Origin of the sequence: Pseudovibrio sp. WM33 (assembly GCF_001623165.1) — a bacterium.
Lineage (GTDB): Bacteria > Pseudomonadota > Alphaproteobacteria > Rhizobiales > Stappiaceae > Pseudovibrio.
On sequence record NZ_LMCK01000063.1, the window covers coordinates 14,196 to 31,456 of the forward strand.

A 17,261-nucleotide genomic window follows, 5' to 3' on the forward strand; every position below is an offset into this window, starting at 1 on the left:
GCTCACCCATTCATGATTTGGGCTACGCGCTTGGACAGCACGGCCGGAGTAAAGAATACAACGAGCTCATTTGGCATCATTGGATCAGAGTCGGGGCTAATCTCCAATAGATCGCAAACTTGGTTCCAGCCGGCACTGGTCCACTTATCGCCAACGAAGTATTCTTCCTTGGTCATCATTGCATCAAAGGGCCAAAGATTTTCGGGGGTTATTTTGTCAGATATCTTACTCTTCAACTCAAAGCAAAGATCTATGTAATCAATAGAACTAAATCCGTGATCACCCAAAGGTGCATCATCACGGAGGTCTTCCAACTCATCAATATACAAAATATCTGCCGCAATCTTTTTTAATTCTTCCAGATTACCCACCGAGCAAACCTCCATTACATCAAGACGTAAAAGCTAATACTTCGATCACATAAAACTATATGCATAATAGTCGCGCGCCATTTGACCTAAAAGACGCCAAGATAATTTATTATGATTACCATATGACATTCTGAACTACATGATTTGAATTATTGAATACTAGACGCAAATTTTTAAAGGGGTGAAGACCCCCCTTTTTATTGAATTTAAGAAACGTATCATTACTACAGGTTGTGAATAAAGCTGCTGAGCATGTAGGGACTTAGATCACTGGATTTGCATCTCAGATCCTGAATTTTGAAGGGCAAACAATGAATATTGAAGTTTACAGCGACTATCCCAATCAGCAATTTGAGGCCGCATTTGCGAAACAATTTTCTATTGTATTAGTGCGCCAAAAGGGGCTCGTGTGGTCACCTTCGTCTGCTATGCGGGGATGATGTACATGGCCGCCATCTCAAACGATGCCTAATCGCGCAAAATGTAGCCGATACTGGATACTTTGGGCCAATTTTACTCGAAAATAGTCATTAGATGGTCCTGTGAAATTCCACACCGATGGCTGGCAGCCTGTTAGGCAGGCCTGAGCGATTACCCTCAATTACAATACCCTGAAAGCCAGCCTCTCAAATGATTTATACTTTTAAATTGGAGTACCTACCAAGTGGCAATAAACCAACAGCTCTGCTTGCAACGCAGACCTTCGGGAGAGGTCTGTAAGGAGGACTTTTTCCTCAGAGAAACCGATATCCCAGATTTAGAGGATGGACAGTTCCTAGTTCGGAATGAATATATTTCAATTGATCCTGCCATGCGCGGTTGGATACAAGATCAGGAATCCTATTTCCCTCCTGTCCAGCTAGGTGAACCTATGCGAGGATTGACGGTTGGTCGAATCGAAGCGAGCCGCCACCCTTCGTACTCAGTTGGCGACTTAGCTACCGGTATGCTCAATATGCAAACCTATGCGATTTCAGATGGATTCCAGATAAGGAAAGTTGATCCCGATATCGCGCCTCCGCCTGCGTGGCTTGGAGGGTTGGGCATGCCAGGTATTACGGCATACTTTGGATTGTTAGATATTGGCCGGCCTATGAAAGGTGATACTGTTGTTGTATCAGCAGCTTCGGGAGCGGTTGGGTCAATTGTCGGGCAAATCGCCAAGAACCTGGGTTGTCGAGTAATCGGTATCGTCGGCAGCGATAAAAAATCCAAATACATCGTAGAGGAATTAGGATTTGACGCGGCAATAAACTATAAATCAGAACCAATAGGATTAGCGCTATCTGATCTTTGTCCGGAAAAAATCGACGTTTACTTCGATAACGTTGCAGGAAAAGCTTTAGATAGCATTTTGCCGTTCATGAAGAAATTTGGTCGCATTCCACTTTGTGGAATGATTTCTATTAAACCGGGTGAACCTGCCAGACTAGATAATTTTTTCGCACTCATCTCTAATAGCATCCGGCTGCAGGGCTTCGTCATGTCAGATTATGTGCCAAAGATCAAGATGGCGGTTGATGAACTAAAGGCTTGGCATCAATCAGGGCAACTGATCTTCAAGGAAGATGTTCGAACCACACATCTGGAGAATTTTCCAGAAGTCATCAATGACCTATTTTCAGGAAAGAATGAGGGCAAGCTTGTAATGAAACTAAGTAATGATTAATATATCTCATCATTGGGAATGTATTTAAAAAATATTACACAACGTCAATTGACTAAGTGATTTTTATTATTATTAGTCTTCAGACTATTTATATTAATTCAGAGTATAATATGACGATAGAATCGCAAGTCAGGAGAATATTAGTTATAGATAGCCAAGACTTGATGCGTCAGGCGATTGTTAATGAGTTCAAAGTTATCTTTGATAACTGTTTGGTCTTTGGTGTTCAAACTCCCGATCTCGCTAAAAGTCTACTTTCAAAATTGTCATTCGATCTAATTTCGATTGAACCAGGTTTATCTGAGACTGATCCCACATCAACGACACATAGGTTGGCGATGATAGCAAATATCGTCGCCAACTCATCAAAATCAAAACACCTAGTAATCACTGCCAATGAAAGCGAACAGGAAGCAAAGGCCTGCCAACAGATTGGTGTTATTGGATATGCAAGCAAGGTTGGATTAACACGACGCACATTCAAAGACCTTATACATAAAATCAATCAATTAGAATTTGTTAGATACATAACGCATCCAACTGCGGATGAACTGGACATCTGTTCCGCCGCGTTAACACCACGTGAGCAAGAAATTATAAGCTTAATGTTTGCTCGTTCTCCTGGAGTTAAACGAAAAGATGTTTATGAGCAAATGGGCGTACGCTGCGGCATTGACGCCTGTTCCGTTGAAAAGTACTTCAAGCAAGCTCGCACTAAATTACAGAAAAATGGCACTTTGCCGAGTGGGTTATAGGTAATATGAATTTATTATCTATTATATAGTGTAATTAATACTTGTTACACTTAAAAAGTGCAGTGTCGCTTTAATACTGTCCCGACTTAACAGTTTTGTAACTTTCCGTTGCTGAGAAAATTTAAATGCAAAATGAAAAGATGAACTCGTCAATATTGCCACTGTTCAGGATTTCCGCTTTTCGACGGTTTTTCGGCGTATTGGTTCCTGCAGCCTTTGCAGACTGGATAGATCTGATCGCCATACTGGTACTCGTCAGTTACACATGGGAAATGGGCCCTGCGGAGATTGCATCAGTAACGCTTGCGGCAACTTTACCGCGTGTGATCTTCGGCATCCCGGCTGGTGTACTGGTGGATAGAATTGGCGCCGGGCCGGTGCTAATGGCTGGCTTGGTCATGCGCGCGGCATTCATGGTCGCAATGTACTTTTTTGCCGTTAGCATTATACCCCTCGTTGTTCTGGTGCTGCTAAAAGCAGGCGTCGCATCGGCATTTATGCCCGCTCAGCAACTGGCGCTTAAAAAGGTTGTTCCGCAGAGCATGCTGACCCAAGCAGTAAGCGCCGATCACTTTGTCCTTGAATCGACAAAGATTTTCGCACCTATCTTAGGCGGTGCTCTGCTAACGATCTGGAGCCCTCATCAGGTGTTCCTGTTAGGAGCTTTGTGTTTTGCAGTCGCCTCTCTTGCATGCGTGGGCCTTCTTGGTGCTTTGAAACCCGAAAAAAGGGATGTGGAGGGTGAACAGGAGCAGGCAAAAAGCAGTGCGTTGGCTGAAGCGGTAGAGGGCCTTCTTTGTGTGTTGCGAACCCCTCAGTTGTTGTTAAGCGTGGGGTTGATGTGCCTGTTTATTTTCAGCGTATTTTTGTACGAGGCGGTGCTGCTTCTACTTGTAAGGGAAACGGGGCAACCAGCAGCTTCAGCCGGGCCTATCATGGGATCTCTTGGGCTTGGCGGTCTAATAGGAGCCTATATTGTAGCAAAAGTTGGAGACAGAACAAACTTGCAACTGCTTATGGTTCTTGGACTCTTTTTCTCAGGCTTTAGCACAGTGCTTGCAGGTTGGCTTCCCTTCACTACAGAACCCGTCGGCCTTAATATGCAAATGGCACTTTGGTTTGTGATTGGGGTCGTCGGTAGCTTTATAACGGTCCCCTATGGCGTAATTATTGTGAAGTCAACACCAGTTGACCTTCTGGGCCGCGTTTCGTCAGTGGGGGAAATGCTACAATCCGGGATAACCTTAGTTGCTATTCCGATTGGAGCAATCTTTGCGGAACAGTGGTTTGTTTCCATGCCGTTTTTTGTCGGTGGAGTGGTCATGGTTGCCGGTGCTCTTGCAGGGTTCGGGGTTTACTTAAGCCTATCCCGCGTATCAGTAGAAGAAGGCTCTATGGGGTAGTGTCCGGAAGGGGGCGAAATACGGCTTTGTTGCAAGTTTGAGGCACTGCTTGCATGATCCCTACGTTGTGGGGGATTTGCAATGTCAGAGTTCAAGTATCGTCAGTTTCAGGGAGAGATCATTCTTTGGGCCGTGAGATGGTATTGTAATTATGGCATCAGCTACCGTGATCTTGAGGAAATGCTGAGTGAGCGCGGCGTTGATGTTGACCACACGACCCTCTACCGCTGGGTTCAGCATTACGCGCCCGAACTAGAAAAGCGCACCTTGTGGTATCAGAACCACCTATCTTTTTCCTGGCGGGTAGACGAAACATATGTGCGTGTCAAAGGGCACTGGAAATACCTTTACCGGGCCATCGACAAGCATGGAAAAACCATTGACTTTCTGCTCTGCTCCCGCCGTAACACTGCTGCTGCCAAACGGTTTTTAAGCAAAGCTCTCCGGCGTTCGAAGCATTATATCCCTGCTAGGATCAACACTGATAAGAACCCGGCCTATGGGCGAGCCCTTGCCGAGCTCAAGGCCGAAGGAAAGGTGCCCGAATTTGTTGAGTTGCGGCAAGTTAAATATCTAAACAACAGGCTGGAGAGCGATCATGGCAAGCTCAAACGGCTGATTAAACCAACGCTCGGCTTCCAATCGATGCGAACAGCAGCAACAACCATTAAGGGTTTTGAGGTTATGCGCATGTTCAAGAAGGGGCAGTTTGATGGCTGGATTAGATCTGTCGGAGGTGGGGCCGAGGTTTCCTTTATCAACCGGCTCTTTGGAATTCACGCCTGAATTGCGCCTGGGGGAAGGCTATTTGTGTCTTCACTCAACAGATGCAACAGAGCCCTTTATATTGGGAATCAGGGTAGGCAATTTGACAATTCCTGCGTCGTATACAATCTGAAATTGATTCTATCCCAAAACACATCCATTTAGCTACCCACTAATGCTCCAAGTCCCCCTTAGGCCTTTGGCTGTAAGCTCGAAACTTTTGAGGACCGCACGCGAGAATTGATGTTTCTGCAGGGATAGGAATGCTTCATTTAAGAAGCAGGACTCTCAGCCTAGATATACTTCGTATTTGCAACCTCTGAGCATCCGGTTGTACACGCCAGAACCTGCGACTGACTACCGTTTCGGTTGGTAACTCACAATAATCATTCGTTAAATATAAGATTCAATTTCTAATACTTATACCTTTAATTTAACGCATTACGAGCAACTATCCCAAAGGCGGAAAGTCACATCTCCGCCAATGGAACATACCCAATTTAATTGATCCGATGTATTCCATGTAAATGCATTCAATAGAACATCAGTCATACTGTTGAAATCTATTACCGCTTAAGTTTCAGAAGCTATACGCCACTGCTCCGCCTCTATCATCTTTGTGAGTTTTCCGCTTCTTATATCTTCCAACTCATTTCTTAACTTATCGTCATCCATTATGTAACGATGTACACTTTTGCAAAGCTCAGCATACCCCTCCCAGCAGTCAGGTCGACGCTTTTCAGATGAGATCAACTCAAAATCCCACCAATCGTCGAACCAATATGACCGCCTTGATTTTTTTAATGCTGCCAACGGATGTGCATCCCCACGCACGACTTCATTAAATAAACTGGATTCCATCATATAACTATGCGTTTTGGTCAAATTGGCGGCATATAGAAGCCTACAAGCATTTGCAAAAGAGCCGAGTGCGTAGAGTCCTCCCACCTGCAAATTCAAACTCAAATTCATGTTAGGATTCAAAAGCTTCCAGTTTCGATTAGTGAACTTTTGGACGATGCAGACTTCGCCGTATTGACTATCGCTTCTTATCAAAAAGGTTGTCTCAGCCATTTCTCCCATCAGTTGAAACACCAGATCTATTCCATTGTCATTGACTAAAGACACCTCAAATGGTTGCCCAACCCCATGTTTAAGCCATTTTGCATTCACCTTCATGTATTCCGCAATCTTGTCTAGCAGCTCAAACGAGGCCTCTTCGCGCCCTGCAAAGACTTGCTCTAGCCGTGAAGGCGTATCCTCCCCCACACCCTCTGCCAAAATAGACACAGAGATTTGATCGCTGCCCAACACCTCCTGAAGTTGCTCGAGCAACGATTTGAGCCGTCCCACAACCCCGGTTAAAAGTGAAACTTCTAGTCTAGAAACAATCTCTGCATTGATCGATTGGCTGTTCTTCGCTGCCGCACTAGCGATACTTTCGTGAAGCTGGGTGGGCATTCTAAGCATGAAGCCCTTGAGTGATTTTGAAGTGTCTTTTGCCATACAGGCACATTAATAGCGTTCAACAGATTTCTCAATGATATCATTTTAGTTTCATTGACACTAAAATGATATCAAACTAACCTGTGCTAAAGGAAACAGGAAAAATCACAATGCGTAAGAGCGATTGGCCTCGCACTCTAATTCGAATTCCACCTGACACCAAAAAATTTCTCCTCGCACAAACAGAGAGAAATGCTTCTTCAGTAAATAGCGAGATTGTCCGCTGTATTCGGCATAGAATGGATGATCTGGGCCGAGCGGCCAATAACAACTTGATGCAATCAGACGCATTAGGAAGGAGGGAACAAGATGACCACTTTAAACCAACTACCTAAAGCCCTCACGGAAGCAAAAACAGTTCTTGAGTGGGTATCAATCTTTGCAGCAAAGGGTGTCAAAGTATCACCCCGCCAACTCTCCTCTCGAGCTCGTAAACTCGGTGCATTTTATCAGTGCACCCGGCCAATGCTTTTGCATCCTCACCATATTGATCAAATTTTGCTGGACTCTCAAGAATGCCGCTCAGACTACAGAAACGCTCCGACTCAGCCAAATGGTATCTTCGAGGCAAAATCGACGAGATCCCAGAAGGCAAAGACTACTATCAAAGTACTGGAAAAACTGAAGAAGCGGATGCAAGAGCCTACATAGAGTTTTTTAAAAACCGCGAAATTTTGAAATTCCACGGCGTTGCAGAAGCCGAAGAAAAATTTACATTCGCAGATGCGACTGATCTTTATAAACCGACCCCAGAGTTTGCAAAATATCTATACAGAATTTTGCCTCATTTGGGTGACGTTCCTGTTTCCGGAATTTCTGGGAAAATGGTTCGAGATCTTGGCCCACGATTAACCCCCGATAATTCAACAGCAACATGGAGTAAACAGTTCATCAAGCCCATCCGAGCTGTGATCAACAACGCTCATGATCTAGGAAAATGCAGTCCCATTAAGATTAAAGGATACTCTGATCAAGAAACAGAGGACCAGGACACACTGCGTGGCAAGCAAAGCGGTGTGGAGAAAGTTCCAGGAGACTGGCTCTGGATATTCCTTTTTAAAGAAGAAGCACCTCAGCGTATTGGATTATTAGCCCAGTTCATGTTTGAAACAGCCGCTCGGATTGGGCAAGCAGTTGCTTTAAAGCCTGATGATCTCAAGTTAGACCAAAACATCATCATGATGCCCGCGTCAAAAGGCTATCGAAAAACTGAGGTCAAAATATCCGATGAGCTTTGCGCTGAACTCAAGTCGCTAAAGCCTCAACGCCCCAGAAAATCAGGTAAGCCAAATCAAAAGCGGCCCCTACTTGCCTTTGGGTTTGCATCCCGTAGCAGCATATATCGAACTTGGAAAGACGTTTGCGATAGCGCGTGCATCGACCGTCGAATGCCTCACGCGGCGGGCAGGCACGGATTTGCCACCGAGATGCTCAATCGCATGGGGATTGACCCACATACAGTCGCTAAGCTTGGTCGCTGGAAGGACGTCAAACTCCTGTTCGATACCTACGGGCACTCAGAGGACGGAGAAAGAAAAGTAATGGATGCTCTTCGTACAGGGCGCGTACAGGCTCTAAGAGATTTACGAGATAACGCATTGAATTTAAATAAGGAATCTTAACTTGAAAATTGCCCTCCGAAGGCAGAGGCCATAGGTTCGAATCCTATCGGGTGCACCATATTTCACCAGCAAAATCAGCATGTTATACAAAATCGCATTTAGCGACATTTGAGCATTGTTCGCAGTATGTACGCGAAACGACATTTGTTCCGCATTTGTCCATACCTAGAAGTGTACACAAAAAATCCGCCGAAGGGGCTGCCACCCCGTTCGACGGATACTTTGAATTTGCAATTGCAAAAAAAGCTTACCGCATAGCTCTGCTCAATTCAACAATTGAAGCGTATCTCCTTGATGGAGGTACAGCATGAGCCTCACTCTCACTCACAACGGTTTGCCAGAAGACGCCGCTCGCGCTGATGTCCTCACTCTCATAGATAAGTTCGGCCCAGCAGCAGGCCTCAGCGGTACAGACATCAAGGTTCTGAAGCACTATGTACTCAAAGTCCGCGATGACGATTTTCTGAAAGGCCGTATCTGCGCTGTTTGGCAAAGGCTTCCAGTAACCGCAGAGGAACTCAACCTCAACGAGCGAGCAATCACTCGTGCTGAAAACAGGCTCATTAAATCTGGTTGGCTTCTTAAGACCAATGCGTTGAGAAGCCGTCGCGGTGGCTTTCGGCAAAAAGCAGGTGAACAAACCATCATCTGGGCTGCTGGTATAAACCTTCAACCTCTCATAGATCATAAGATCCCCGAGCTTTTTCAGTTAAGCAAGCAGCGCGAAGCAGCAAAACTCGAGCTCGAAGCGCTGCACTCGGAAACGAAGCTTCTTTTTGGTGAGATCCGCTCCCTGAACTGCTCTGAAGCCCTTAAGCGTGCCCTAGCCATTTTACCATTTGGTCGCCTATCCCGTGTGCGAGCTTTGGCAAAGCTCCATCAGATTAAAACAGCTCTTTCTTCCCTTCTGTCATTTTTCAAGAAACGCTCTGTTGGAAATCCTGTTGAAGAGAGACAGCTGGGACAGACAAAAGCGCCGTCCCGGACGGACAAAATGTCCGCACGATCTAACACTATTCAAAAACCACATATTCAAAATAGTAGGCCGAGTACTGTGCAAATCTCGCTTCGGCGATGCTTAGATCACGCACATCCTGATGTGCTTGAAAACATGCGTATCTTAGGCGGGTATACACAGGCAAACCTCATCGAAACAGCGAACCTATTTAGGCAAGAGCTTTGCGTAAGTGATGAGCTTTGGAAGCAAGCCTGCCATCAGTTAGACCGTGTTACAGCATCAATACTGGTTTCGCTCATCTACCGAAATCATCGACTCCCAATTGAGCATAGAGCCCACGCACGGAATGGCGGCGCTTGCTTCAAAGAGCTAGTCCGAAAAGGCACTTCAGAGCCTCAAAGCCTTTCCCGCTTCCTCTTCAAAAACCTTGAAAGCGTGGAGGCTTGATGATGAATGAGTTAGCGAGAGCAAGGCGACCCATGTCATACGACACAGGACCTTGCGAGGGGTGGCAAGCCTCCCCTTCGAACCCCACGAAAGCGGCGAAACGCCACCTCACAGAGACTGTAGTTCTGCGTTGTACGGCAGAGGAAAAGAAGCAGCTAAAGCGTTGTGCATCTGAGGCAAACATCACCGCTTCAGAATTGCTCAGAGCAACGCTTGGCCTCGTCAAACCAAGTCGGAAGCGTGTTGCTCCTAAAGCTGATCCTCGCCTTGTCTCAGAGCTCAGCCGAATAGGGTCAAACCTCAACCAGATTGCACGAGCGGTGAATGCTACCCAAGCAGCAGGAGAAGGACGTCGACTGGATGGCTTGCTGATCGTTGAACAGCTCACAACCATTGAACGACAGCTTGGAGAACTATTAAAGCAACATCAGAGTTCGGAGACTGCAGATGCTGATTAAGTTCTTCAAGAACGGTCAGGGTGGCGGCACGGCTCCTGTTGAGTATCTCATCGCAGATAAAGTACTCGCCTATGACGACAACCGAAACCTGCTGCGCAATGCATTCGGGAAATCGCTTTTGAAGAAGCGCGACCCATTGCCTGAGGTTCTTGTTGGCAATCCAGAACACACCAAGCTTCTCATTGATGGAAGTCGCCACAAGTGGAGCTATCGCGCTGGGGTGTTGAGCTTCGATAAAGCGGACAACCCCACCGAAAAACAGCAACGCGATACCATGACAGCTTTTGAGAAACTGGCCTACGCGGGTTTGGAGCGAGATCAATACGATATTTTGTGGGTGCGTCACACCCACGAAGACCGCATTGAACTGCATTTCTGTACGCCCCGCTCGGAACTGAGTACCAGGAACAGTCTCAACATTGCTCCTCCCGGCTATATCAAAGCCATGGATGCCCTTCGTGACATGCTCAACAAAGAGCATGGTTGGGTTGATCCGCAAGACCCATCCCGCGCTAGAGAAACCAAACACATCTCAGAGCAAAAGGAACGCGCCAGTAGCCGCAAGGAAATCCAGTACTGGTTGGAAGACCAGATTGTTGCGGGGCGCATCAACAACCGCCCTGAGATGATTGAAACTCTTCAAAGCGCCGGGTTTGAGATCCCACGAACTGGCAAAACCTATCTTACTGTCAAAGATCCAGAAACAGACATCCGATGGCGTCTGAAAGGAACTCTCTTTCATGAAGGATGGACCCGTGAAAACACCGCTCAGCGAGCGCTTGAAAGCCAACATGCAAGACGCACAGCAAAGCCGAGCCGACTTGATGACCTCAGCCTCAGCGAGCTTCGAGAGCGATATCAAAGCCATGTTGACAGACGCTCAGAATACAATCGCGAGAGATTTGGCCGCGCAGCACAGAGCCATCAGCAACGACATCGAGCAAGAGCTAAAGGACTTGAGAGGGCAGTTGAAGCTGCATCACCGCCTTCGTCGTTGGTCACCTCTCCTACTCCTGTTAGCCGTCGGATTTTCTCTGTTTCTGACCCTCAGCCTGACGTGGCTTTGGGCAACCAACTACCAACAATGGCAGGTCGCTCAAAAACTGGAGAACGTGTTTTTGGACAGCAGCAGCGGATACTTGATGATCAACCTGAAGAACGGCAGCCTCGCCCGCTGCGACCCCAGCCCCAACAAAATCACCTGCAAGGACATACTGAGATAATCCATGGAAACCCTAAGCCCACTGGAGCGCGAGCTCCTCGCCTACGTGAAGCAATTAACCGAAGCGTCGGAGCATTCCAACACCGTGCTAAGCGACTTGGAGAAACGTTCGACAGGTTTGCTTACTCAGCGCCTGGACGGCCTGGAGGCCTGCTTGAGCGCCTCAATCAACTTACAGACTCAATTCAACGCGGGCTTAATCAGCTTGCTGACAGAACCAGCGAGCTTCGACGAACATACCAGATCCCTCAACAAGACCATGACTTCAATCGAAAGCATTCAGAGCAAGTTAAACCGCAACGCTCACTGAGCCGTTGCACGCAAACCAACGAAATGGAAAGATAAGGAAAAACCAATGACCAATGAAACTTTACAAAGAACCACCTACAGCCCAGCTCAAGCGCGAGCAGCTGGAATCAAAATGGCAGATTACCCTTTTGACAATGCGCCTGGAGGCGAAGTTGAAGCGATTTTTATTGCTGCTGTTTGGGGTAGGAACACTGCACTCCGCTGCCTCTTCGAGACGGAGGATGGGTTGAAGTTCTCTGTTAACACTTATCAGAGAAGAGAATACAAGCTAGAAGGGGGGCATGAAGTAATGAGGTACCAAGAGGTTGGCACCAAAATCCGCCTTAGATTATAGCATTAAGAAATTATACCATTTGGCGTAAGCAACAGCTTATTAGGCCCTGACTTTCTAGCTTATCGTGCAATACAGCAAATCGGTTTCCAACTTGCTCAAAAGAGTGGGGTTGTATGGCAAAGCATTGCCATACAACCCCTTTAACGAGCGCGATAATGGCGCCCTGCTCTACCTTCTAGTAGAGCAAGTTTGCACATGGTAGTCAACTATGGTTTTCAAGGAACATATCTTGCCCATTACTTTGATGGGCGATTGTCTTTCTCTTGAGGAAGCAATGTATCCAAACGGCTATGGGAGTTATCAAAATCATAAAAATGACAATAGAAATTGAGGATAATATTCCCATTAAAACAAGGTTTAAGAATATCAAAAACAATAATGATAAGCTGGTAGCCCAGAAACCCCAAGAAGATTTCCTTTGCTGATGCACTTCGAACTCAGGTAAATCACCAGTCATGACAGATTGATAGATAGCGCCAATTACTGTTTTGTTTGCATAGTAAGAAGTGTGTGAAGCAACCGGATGCGGAAAGCCTGAAGGCAAGGTTTCTACGTTTACGACAGCGTCTTTTCGCTCGTTTGCACTTTTTCGTAAGGAGAAGATTGGTGCGCTGATTGGGTCGAATTGAGACCAAAAGTTAATAATTTTAGTTTGGCCTTTTTTATCAACGTTCCAAAAGGGAGGAAGAGAAATAGAAAGCCGTTTTTCTTCTGAAATTCGATTATAGCGATGCGAAATAGATCTATCAGCTTGAAATCTATTAAAAATATGCTCGATCGGAGAACCCAGTGTAAAAATATAGCTTACTTTATCTAAATCTGAAATACCAAGTCCAACACTTATTCCTTGCAATTTCGAGGCCTTTATCACTCCGCCGAGTCGGAGAGTTGCTTCAACTGCAATACTGCTTCCCAGACTGTGGGAGACTATTACACACCTGTCGCAATCTGTATTTGAAACCACATGCTTGAGCAGGCCTTGAACATATTCAACAACATTTTCCCTTGTCTTGAACTCTGCATTCTCTTCTGACTGCATAGTCCAATTGATAATATCCAAAATGTACTTGCTCCAATTACCCCACGAGAAGACAATTGAAACTAAGCCAACAACGCACACAGCTGCTAATGATAGATCTATGAAATCGCTGTGAAAAATTTCATTACTGCGCAATAACCCGTCAAAAATCACGAAAATCGAAATGACACATGCGCAAATAGCAAGAAATAGTAACATGGAAGACAAAAACATTTTCAGTGTGGACCATAGGAGTGTCCTCAGAACATGTTGCTTCCATTCCTTTGCGGCACCCAAGATTTCTGGATTTCTAGTTGCTCTTGGATCCAAAGTTAAAAAACTATAAAAATCTCTAAACGTTCCATCTGGATAACGCCTTCGGGCATCCCACTTCTCAAAATCCCTATATAATTCTTCTAAAAATTGAACAGTTCTAGGACGTTTGCTCCCGAGAAAATCTTTAAAAAGGATATTAGTTTTAATCGCGGGATATGATCTCCAGCTGCCTCTGAGCACGCTGAATGCGTGCAATAGTCTAGTAAAAATCCAGATCAAAATTGAGAAAATATTTGCCCGAGAATGAGCCGCTGGAACCCAATACCCTTCATACACCCTGATTTTCTTATCGACTCTAGGATTTCCATCCGCTTCCATAATGCGCTTAAGCTCTACGAACGAAGTAGTTTCAAATGTCTCTGCGGCGCTCACTTCAGTAACGTACTTAAACCCTCTAGGTTTTCCGCTTTGTTCTTTACTCTGAGTTTGACCATAACGATCAAAATAATCTAGGAAGTTACTAACTGATGCATGCCGCTGTGGAGCGCCAATACCGTGCAGAAAAATTATTGCAGTATGTTTCTTGGACATTAGACCACCACAGAACTAAGCAAATCAATTTGCGACTTCACTGCAGTGTACAGATCAATATCGACATCACCGGCATCAATTTCAACGATCAAAGCAAATCGTGCGTGTCTGTTTTCTGGGTCGGTAACGTTCTTCAGTTTCCACCAGCCTTGAACCGGATGGATTAGGATGTGATTTTGCCTTGCTAGGTCAGAAGCTGGAGCTACAAATTCATCAATTTGAATTGACCCAACATCTCTTCGATTAGAGCCGAAAATCCAGTTGTCTTCACCATCCACCCGTTCTGCGTCTTCTAAAGCACTAATCCGAGCCCAAAACTCTTCCTTATCTTCGTCAGGACGACTAACCTTGAACCTCAAATTATGTGAGGCATAGCCATATTTGGTGCCACGTGCTGTTTCAGATGGATTCGGTTCAATGAACGTACTCAGAGTGACCCGCATTCGAACTTCGTGGCTACCTAACTTCCGAAGTTCTTCAACTGGCCAAGGTAATGAGAAACACTTCATCTCATTGTGTTTATTCAGTGCATTAGGGCTGTCACCGCTGCGGTACGGCTGTATTGCATCCTGAGCAAGCAAAACTAGAGAATTAGACGCGCTACGTCTCGCCCGCTCTAGATTAGGGGCCCCATAGCCATAACGTTGAAACAGGACTTCAAAATCACCTTTTGCAATATTGCGATCATTTGGCAGGTGTGAGCGCATTTGCTCAGTCCAGCGAGCTGATGAAATATAGAGGCCTCGAATTGTTTCGGGCCAGAGTTCTGGATATTCACTCCAAAGTTCAGCGATTTCCTTTGCAGCAACAGCGGTCGCTCCACTCGTCTCGCCGCATGTCGTGAAAGTTCTATTTGGGAAATTTCTATCTGTTGTCAGCATCGACAAACTGTGATGCTTCATTGGAGTTTGCGTCTCACCATAAGACACCCAATTCCCTCCTTCCAAAACAATTTCAGGCTTCAGAGGCCAATGAGAGCTCCAGCTGGCAGTGCGTGAAGAAGGTGAAAGATCCCCGGGCTCTGCTACCGGACTGCCAACTTCACCAGCAGGCAGTGTTGCGCGCGTAGTATAAGCGCCCACACTGATTGCATTCCATGCTTGTGCTGGCGACTCAATCTCATTTTCTAGATCGTCACATACGGGTAGGTAATTCCGCCCTATAAACTTATTCTGATCTGAGTTGCCTGCTGAGATAACAAAAAGTCGGCGATTGTCGAACTCACCACCCACCCCACTTGATAGTTGGTCTATGGCAGATGACCACGACGTTGGGGCGCCATCATGAGGAGTATCATCTTCGGTGGTACTAGCCATAGCGAAAACTCGCCGTCTTTCGCTTTGGACCTCAACAGCATTCACACCTTGCTCAGTAACCGCGCCGAGAAGAAAGTGAGGATTACTGCCTGTGTCAGGAATGATCTTCACTGACTCTAGATGATTGCTTACGTAGAATGGATAGTTGTTTTGCAAGGGATAAGCCAGATCACCGTATGTTGCCAGCCCGGCAAGCTTTGTCCCATGCCCATGATTATCTTCGACACCCCATTCGAGTTTGGCTGCATGTCGGTTCGAAGGATGTAAGATTGGTTGAAGTAGCGGATTTGACCGACTTACGCCTCGATCCAGCAATGTAACGAATGTTGCTTGCTCAGGCTCAGAAAAGTAAGACTGCGCTTGTAAGCTCTCACTCCAGTCATTTTGCTCATTGAAGTCTAAATCATCGAAAAACGATGCTGCAACTGCAGGGACAGCAAGTGACTTGACACTACCGAGATGCCGAACTGCGTTGGCAAGTGCTTCGATTGAAGCCGTCACATTCACCACTATGTCTTCTGGAAATTCAATTCTGTCAGAAACGACATGGACCCCATAGTTCTCAGCACGTTCAAAGAAGGTATGCGCCATTTCTCTATCAAGCCAGACTTCCCAACTAACCTGCCCGTGTGCAGTTGGAAACTTATCCAAAGAGCTAGTCCAAAGAGCTTTTAGGCCTGCCTCCGAAATCTCAGAGATGCTTTGCACAAAATCTGCATTGTAGGGTCGCGTGGATATACCATCTCGCCCTGTGCGATCTCTATTTTCGAAGTCTTCGACTTTTCGACGAAGATTGCGAATTCCCAGTTCTGATCCATACACGACCGCAGAAGTATACTCTGATCCGGTCTCGTCTTTATGCTCTTCCAAGCGAAGCAGCTTTAGACCGCTCGCATCCAGCGGATCTGACTTAAACGGTTCATCGTGTCGACCTACGAACTCGAGATAGACTCCAGGCAAGTCATTGTTACTTAGATCTGGAAATCTATCTAATTGAGATAATAATCGCCTTGCATGGCCGCGACGATCAATAACATCTGAAGCGCGATCTCCGCTTCCTCCTCCCCTAAACCTATAAGGTCTTTTTTCTGCCGGAAGAGGAATTATCAGATGAGGTAGCTTGCGGCTCATGAATGTGCGTTCCCAAAGAATGCAATTTTCTTCGCCGCTCCATTGAGTTTAAGAGCTGCGAAGTTTCAATGTAATTTTTGTCCAACAATACAGAGCGACGAGCGGCGTCTTCAGCAGCAACGACAACATCTGCAACAGATAAACTTTTAGCTGCATTAGACACATTTTGCCAGTCTACGTTGTGCGTATCAAAATTCAATAAGCGTTTTTGAATAGCCTTTTCGACAGCTTCTTTACTCGGCAATTCGTAGGGAAGAACCAAATCGAACCGCCGCAAAATTGCCCGATCTAAAATTTCAGGTAAATTTGTTGTCGCAATAATCAATGATGGCCCGGTGTCTTCATCCAAGTATTGAAGGAAGGAATTTAGGATTCTTCTAGCCTCACCAACATCGTTTTCAGAACTACGAGTAGCAGCAAGTGCATCGATTTCATCAAATAGATAAACACCGCGAGTTGTTCTCACGGCATCAAATATCATTCTCAACTTCTGCGCTGTTTCGCCCATAAACTTAGTAATGAGCCCATTTAACTGCACTGAAAACAGAGGGAAATTGAGTTCACCAGCCAAGGCCTGCGCACTAAACGTTTTCCCAGTTCCCGGAGGGCCTGATAGCAGTAAACGTAGTCTCGGCCGAAGCCCCTTCTCTTCTAGCCTCTCAGTGAGGTGAACTTCCGCGACTATATGGTCAAGTTCTTCGGCCAGAAAATCTGGCAAGATTAGATCATTCAGCCGATACGATGGATAGCTAGCACTGAGTAGACCCGCTAAATCGCCTCTAGGCTCAACCAGTGTTGTAAGATTTGAGGAGGACTTAGTCTTCGGCTGTTGGGCTGCCTCAGCCCACTGTCTAAGCTGCTCAGCTAAACGATTATGGCCTTTTTGCTGCTCCGTCGCGGCAAGCTGCATCGCGAGATCAAAAAAGCGATCTTGATCCCCTTCAGCATGGCTCTTTACTAGCCCAATGAGGTGTTTAGCCGTTGCCATTTTCTGAAGCCTTAAAACATGATTGGGGCTGACTATATGAAACGAAGCAGTTTATAAAGTTAATTCTACAGCGAACACGAATGGTTTCAAGGTAGGCAATAAGATTGAGCAACACCAACATC

At 46.0% G+C, this 17,261-nt stretch carries 14 protein-coding genes; 9 read left to right on the forward strand and 5 right to left on the reverse strand.

Translation table 11 applies throughout. From position 1 onward, the window contains the following. Positions 1-2 precede the first annotated feature (2 nt). Complete coding sequence (locus PsWM33_RS11530; RefSeq protein WP_193778393.1) at positions 3-371, reverse strand: acyl carrier protein; 369 nt, start codon at positions 369-371, stop codon at positions 3-5. A gap of 664 nt (positions 372-1,035) precedes the next feature. Here PsWM33_RS11530 and PsWM33_RS11535 point away from each other — a divergent pair. From PsWM33_RS11535 to PsWM33_RS11550, 4 genes are all read left to right on the forward strand, one after another. Next, on the forward strand, positions 1,036-2,040 hold the full coding sequence (locus PsWM33_RS11535; RefSeq protein ID WP_063300328.1) for an NADP-dependent oxidoreductase: 1,005 nt from the start codon (positions 1,036-1,038) through the stop codon (positions 2,038-2,040). Positions 2,041-2,150: 110 nt separating this feature from the next. Then, the gene (locus PsWM33_RS11540; RefSeq protein ID WP_063300329.1) at positions 2,151-2,795 is read left to right on the forward strand and encodes a response regulator transcription factor; all 645 of its coding nucleotides are present in this window, start codon (positions 2,151-2,153) and stop codon (positions 2,793-2,795) included. Positions 2,796-2,920: 125 nt separating this feature from the next. Then, the gene (locus tag PsWM33_RS11545) at positions 2,921-4,198 is read left to right on the forward strand and encodes an MFS transporter (RefSeq protein ID WP_063300330.1); all 1,278 of its coding nucleotides are present in this window, start codon (positions 2,921-2,923) and stop codon (positions 4,196-4,198) included. Positions 4,199-4,279: 81 nt separating this feature from the next. Then, on the forward strand, positions 4,280-4,984 hold the full coding sequence (locus PsWM33_RS11550) for an IS6 family transposase (protein WP_063300331.1): 705 nt from the start codon (positions 4,280-4,282) through the stop codon (positions 4,982-4,984). Positions 4,985-5,536: 552 nt separating this feature from the next. Here the strand turns inward: PsWM33_RS11550 and PsWM33_RS11555 are convergent. Continuing rightward, complete coding sequence (locus PsWM33_RS11555) at positions 5,537-6,469, reverse strand: Arc family DNA-binding protein (RefSeq protein ID WP_063300332.1); 933 nt, start codon at positions 6,467-6,469, stop codon at positions 5,537-5,539. Positions 6,470-6,984: 515 nt separating this feature from the next. Between PsWM33_RS11555 and PsWM33_RS11560 the strand changes: the two genes are divergently transcribed. The 5 genes from PsWM33_RS11560 to PsWM33_RS11580 all read left to right on the forward strand — a co-directional run bounded on the left by PsWM33_RS11560 (position 6,985) and on the right by PsWM33_RS11580 (position 11,819). After that, positions 6,985-8,091, forward strand: a complete 1,107-nt coding sequence (locus PsWM33_RS11560; RefSeq protein WP_063300333.1) for a tyrosine-type recombinase/integrase — start codon at positions 6,985-6,987, stop codon at positions 8,089-8,091. Between the two features lie 307 nt (positions 8,092-8,398). Continuing rightward, positions 8,399-9,496 carry a helix-turn-helix domain-containing protein gene (locus PsWM33_RS11565; RefSeq protein ID WP_063300334.1) on the forward strand — a complete coding sequence of 366 codons (1,098 nt, stop codon included), beginning with the start codon at positions 8,399-8,401 and terminating at the stop codon, positions 9,494-9,496. A 32-nt stretch (positions 9,497-9,528) separates the two neighbouring features. Next, positions 9,529-9,954, forward strand: coding sequence for a plasmid mobilization protein (locus PsWM33_RS11570; protein ID WP_208994528.1), 426 nt, complete (start codon positions 9,529-9,531; stop codon positions 9,952-9,954). Then, a complete protein-coding gene (locus PsWM33_RS11575) occupies positions 9,944-11,521 on the forward strand; it encodes a relaxase/mobilization nuclease domain-containing protein (RefSeq protein WP_063300335.1) in 1,578 nt (525 codons plus the stop codon). Before PsWM33_RS11570 ends, PsWM33_RS11575 begins: the two co-directional genes overlap by 11 nt. A gap of 10 nt (positions 11,522-11,531) precedes the next feature. After that, positions 11,532-11,819 carry a hypothetical protein gene (locus PsWM33_RS11580; RefSeq protein WP_063300336.1) on the forward strand — a complete coding sequence of 96 codons (288 nt, stop codon included), beginning with the start codon at positions 11,532-11,534 and terminating at the stop codon, positions 11,817-11,819. 202 nt (positions 11,820-12,021) lie between these two features. Here the strand turns inward: PsWM33_RS11580 and PsWM33_RS11585 are convergent, their stop codons facing one another. From PsWM33_RS11585 to PsWM33_RS11595, 3 genes are read right to left on the reverse strand one after another with little or no spacing between them, the layout of a single operon-like run. Then, the gene (locus PsWM33_RS11585; RefSeq protein WP_063300337.1) at positions 12,022-13,704 is read right to left on the reverse strand and encodes a hypothetical protein; all 1,683 of its coding nucleotides are present in this window, start codon (positions 13,702-13,704) and stop codon (positions 12,022-12,024) included. Further along, the gene (locus PsWM33_RS11590; protein ID WP_082826978.1) at positions 13,704-16,151 is read right to left on the reverse strand and encodes a S8 family peptidase; all 2,448 of its coding nucleotides are present in this window, start codon (positions 16,149-16,151) and stop codon (positions 13,704-13,706) included. The genes PsWM33_RS11585 and PsWM33_RS11590 overlap by 1 nt, the downstream gene beginning before the upstream one ends. Then, entirely contained in the window at positions 16,093-17,139 is a 1,047-nt protein-coding gene (locus PsWM33_RS11595) for an AAA family ATPase (RefSeq protein WP_063300339.1), read from the reverse strand. The genes PsWM33_RS11590 and PsWM33_RS11595 overlap by 59 nt, the downstream gene beginning before the upstream one ends. Positions 17,140-17,261: the final 122 nt, after the last annotated feature.